General features: G+C 58.9%; 4 protein-coding genes. 2 read left to right on the top strand and 2 right to left on the bottom strand.

Features of this window, described 5'->3' with window-relative positions; translation table 11 throughout:
• Positions 1-768, bottom strand: a 768-nt coding sequence (locus tag K9U38_RS21835; protein WP_224496462.1) for a hypothetical protein, incomplete at its 3' end; no start/stop codon positions are given.
• Positions 758-1,882, bottom strand: coding sequence for an HlyD family secretion protein (locus tag K9U38_RS21830; protein WP_370632033.1), 1,125 nt, complete (start codon positions 1,880-1,882; stop codon positions 758-760). The genes K9U38_RS21835 and K9U38_RS21830, both read right to left, overlap by 11 nt.
• Positions 1,883-2,150: 268 nt before the next feature.
• On the opposite strand from K9U38_RS21830, the gene K9U38_RS21825 reads away from it, so the two are divergent.
• Together K9U38_RS21825 and K9U38_RS21820 are read left to right on the top strand one after the other, a co-directional pair.
• Entirely contained in the window at positions 2,151-3,257 is a 1,107-nt protein-coding gene (locus tag K9U38_RS21825; RefSeq protein ID WP_224496460.1) for an AI-2E family transporter, read from the top strand.
• The gene (locus tag K9U38_RS21820) at positions 3,254-3,709 is read left to right on the top strand and encodes a potassium channel family protein (protein ID WP_224496459.1); all 456 of its coding nucleotides are present in this window, start codon (positions 3,254-3,256) and stop codon (positions 3,707-3,709) included. The genes K9U38_RS21825 and K9U38_RS21820 overlap by 4 nt, the downstream gene beginning before the upstream one ends.
• Positions 3,710-3,899 lie beyond the last annotated feature (190 nt).

Below are 3,899 nucleotides of genomic sequence, written 5' to 3'. Positions count from 1 at the left end.
GGGCCTTACTTGAAGCAGCCCAAAGGCGACGGACCCGGCTACGCCTCCAGTGATATTGGTTATCACGAGCCCCAGGGCCGCGCGCGTGCTCGCTGCGACATCGAATTGTAAGAGCAGTGACACGACCGTTATTGGAATGACAATAGCCGTGGCCAGCCCCTCGCGTGTCAGGCAGGCGACCACCGCGATCAGGAGGATGGCGGTGTTGGCGGTAGCATAGCCCGCCGCGCGCGGATATGTGGTCGCCGTCGCGGCCTGGGTCACAGGGCTACCCCGGTCCGGGAGTAAGGCATGGGCCATCCACATCAAAAGCATCCCGGATACCACACCCTGCACCAGGATCATGAGAATGGTGTCGCCGAGGTCCTCGTTAAGAATTGTGAGGAGCGGCACCATAACCGCAATCACCAGCACCAGAAAGATCGTGGGGCCGCCCTTGCCGTTGGCTTGGTGGTAGAAACATCCGAAATAAATCAGCCCGAGCAGGAGCAAGAGAACGGGTGGCCTGTCGCCGGTCAGAACCGTTACGAATTGCAAAAATGCTCCGACGACGAGAATCAGCGCTGTGACTGCTAACGCCTTTTGCAACGGCATAGGGCGGGAACTGGCGATCAAAAACTGTGCCGCAAATAATGGACCAAGAAAGGGGATGATCGCCCCCGAATAGACCGACCAGGAAAAGCCGACCGCAACGGCAAGCGCTATGCGCAGGCCCTTGCGCTTTACATTAACGTGGTCCTCCTCGTGCAAGAGCGTATCAGCTGACATAGGTGAGGACCGAAAGAATCCGGATCCAGATGCTGCCGAGGGCATTTGTGATTGGATGGTCTCCTGTGTAGATCACCACATTCACCTGCGAACCATAGCGCACCCCTTTAGGCCGACCTTCGTCGAGAACCAGTCGGATCGGAAAGCTCTGCGGTGTTCTCACCCATCCGGTGTCTGTGGAAAGCTTCGGTAAGCCCGTTGCTGGGTCTACACTTCCCTGAGCCACCCCCAACCCGATGCCCTCGACGGTGGCGGCGAAAATCTTTCCGGGGAGAACATCGAAAAGCACCTCCGCACGGTCGCCCGCGGCAACCATCTCGAGGCTGTTTTCCTTAAACGCGGCCGTGATCCAGATCGTGCCGGTATCGATGAAGGTCATCGCATTCTCGCCAGCGCTGAGCATACCTCCGACGGAAAGCTGAAGATTGGTGACGACGCCTTCCGCTGGCGCTGAAACCGTCGTGCGTAGCAGATCAAGCTGAGCGCTTTCCAATGCAGCAAGCGCCTCCTGCAATTGCGGATTGTCATTTCCTGCGGGCCCGAGCTCCTCCCGAGCCCGCGCGAGGTCGGCCTCGGCGGCATCAACCCCGGCTTCTGCCTGATCCAGCGCGGCCGCGGCCTCATCATGTTTGGCCTGGGCGTAGATACCGCGCTTGACAAGTTCCACGGCACGGGTGGCTTGATCCTGCACATTGACCCGGATTGCCTTCGACTCGACCACCTTCGCCTGGGCGACATCGACGGCCGCCGTCGACGCGCCGATCGTCTGGCCTACCCCCGCAAGCCGTGCTTCCGCCTCTGCAACCGCAATCCGGTACTGTTCCGGGTCCAGCCGGAACAGCATCTGGCCGGGCGTTACGGCGCTATTGTCAGTCACGCCAACTTCAATGACTCGCCCGGTAACCTCCGGTGCAATCCCAACGACATATGCACTGACCGTCGCCTGCGAGGAGGAAGGCGTGCGCCGCTCCATGAAAACTGTCACGACGAACAGAAGCAAAGCCATAAGAAGCACGGTAATTGCGACCGTGCGCTGCGGGTTTTTCTCTTTAAGTGGTGCGCCCATAGTATTTGGAGCATCATCTCGAGGGGCCCCAGTTGCATCCGACGCCATGACGTTTCCCCTAAGATCACGCGGCCGTCGCGTTGGAAGGGCAATTTAATCCTAAGCTGCCGCCATCGCAACGGGTACCATTGTGATGCCTGATCAACGAACACGCATGAGCGCGCTGGCCTAAGACTAGATCGGCACATGCCAGGTCCAAGGGCGCGTCCAGCGAGCACTGTTGCATCTATCTTGCAGAATGGCCGCAACAGGTAAATAGTTAGCTGGAGGACCGAGCTGTCTGAAATCCAGATTGGCTGGGAAGGGGGGCAGCAAAATGCAGCCGAACGTCACAATACCTGAGCACGCACCGTCGCGTTTGAGAATGCTCGATTCAGTGCTTCAGATCGGACTCGTGGGCTTGCTGATCTTTGCCTGTAGCCGCATCATATTGCCGTTTACCGGCATCCTTCTCTGGTCAGTGATCCTCGCGGTAATGCTCTATCCGCTGCACCAACGTCTGGTCGCCCGGGTCGGCAACCGCTGGTCGGCGACGTTGATCGGGCTCGTCAGCGTTGCGCTGATGCTGGTCCCGCTGGTCATGGTAGTGACATCGCTCGGGTCTTCCATACTTGAGTTCGTCTCGGGTTTGCAGGACAGCAGCCTCACGGTGCCTCCGCCGCCGTCATGGCTTGCCGACCTGCCAGTGGTCGGCCAGAAACTGACAGAGACATGGGTGCTTGTCGAGACAAACATGCCGGCGGCGCTTGCCAAGTACGGAAAAATGCTCGGTGGAGTTGCATCATGGCTAGCGTCGTTCGCGGGCGGTTTGGCCGCCGGTCAGCTGTCCTTCGTCCTTTCGTTCGCTGTGGCCGCCGTGCTTATCGCCTATGGCGAAGGCGCCACCCAATTCGCCAGTCGCCTGTTGGAACGCATCACGGGCAGCAAGGCGCAGGGCCCCCGGCTGGTTGCGATGACCGCTGCTACGATCCGAGGCGTGGCAGTCGGCGTCGTTGGCGTAGCGGTCATCCAGTCTCTGCTGATCGGCATAGGCTTTTTCGCAATAGGTCTTGCATCAGCCGGTGTCTTGACGCTGGTGGTGCTGTTGTTTGCCATCGTGCAGGTACCGGCATTGCTCGTAACACTACCTGTCATAGCCTATGTTCTTGCAACGGAAGCGACAACGCCGGCGATCATCTTTTCGATCTGGACAGTCATTGCCGGCCTCAGCGACAACCTCCTCAAGCCATTGATGCTCGGCCGGGGACTTGAAGTTCCAATGCCTATCATTCTCATCGGTGTGATTGGCGGCATGATCGCTGATGGGCTTCTCGGCCTTTTTGTGGGGCCAGTGCTCCTGGCCGTAGGCTATGTCCTGCTCATGGAATGGCTGAGATACGACCCCGTCGAGGGCAACCCGCATGCTGAAGATGCGCCGCCATGATCGCGGTTATTGTTCTCGGCCTGCTCGCCATGTTGGCATGCCTTGCATTTCAGGTGCTGGCATTGGTGATTGCCGCCCGTTACTTCGCCCGGGCCTCACGGCAACCGCTCGGTCCTAGGCCGCTGCGCGGGATCTTCCTTCAATTCTCCGTTCTGATGCTACTGCTAATGATCGGCAACTTTGTCCAGGTCGCGTTTTGGGCATTGCTGTACAGAATTCTCGGTGCATTTGCCGACTTTGAAACGGCGATGTATTTTTCGGGCGTGACCTTCACTTCGCTCGGTTATGGTGACGTTTTGTTGCAAGGCCGAATGCGGCTGCTTGGGCCGCTTCAGGCTGCCAACGGACTGATGATGTTCGGAATCACCACGGCCCTCTTTATCTCCGTTATCCAGCAGGTCACCGTCAAATGGATCGCCGCGCAGTCAGCCCGCTCTGACGACGGTCGTTGAGTCCCTAGGGCCCACCACGCTTCAGATGGAGTGGCCTTCTTGCCTGGTGTCGATATCAAGTAAGCGTCGGGGGCCAGAATGACCGGTTTGGGGCCAATAGCGGTCATCCGTCATTTTGACTCTCCACTGCAGAGTCCGATTTGGAGGCGTAGCCGGGTCCGTCGCCTTTGGGCTGCTTCAAGTAAGGCCT

The organism is Phyllobacterium lublinensis, from assembly GCF_020164435.1.
GTDB lineage: Bacteria > Pseudomonadota > Alphaproteobacteria > Rhizobiales > Rhizobiaceae > Phyllobacterium > Phyllobacterium lublinensis.
Note: the sequence above shows the minus strand (reverse complement) of the source record. Positions and strands in the feature narration are given on the sequence as shown.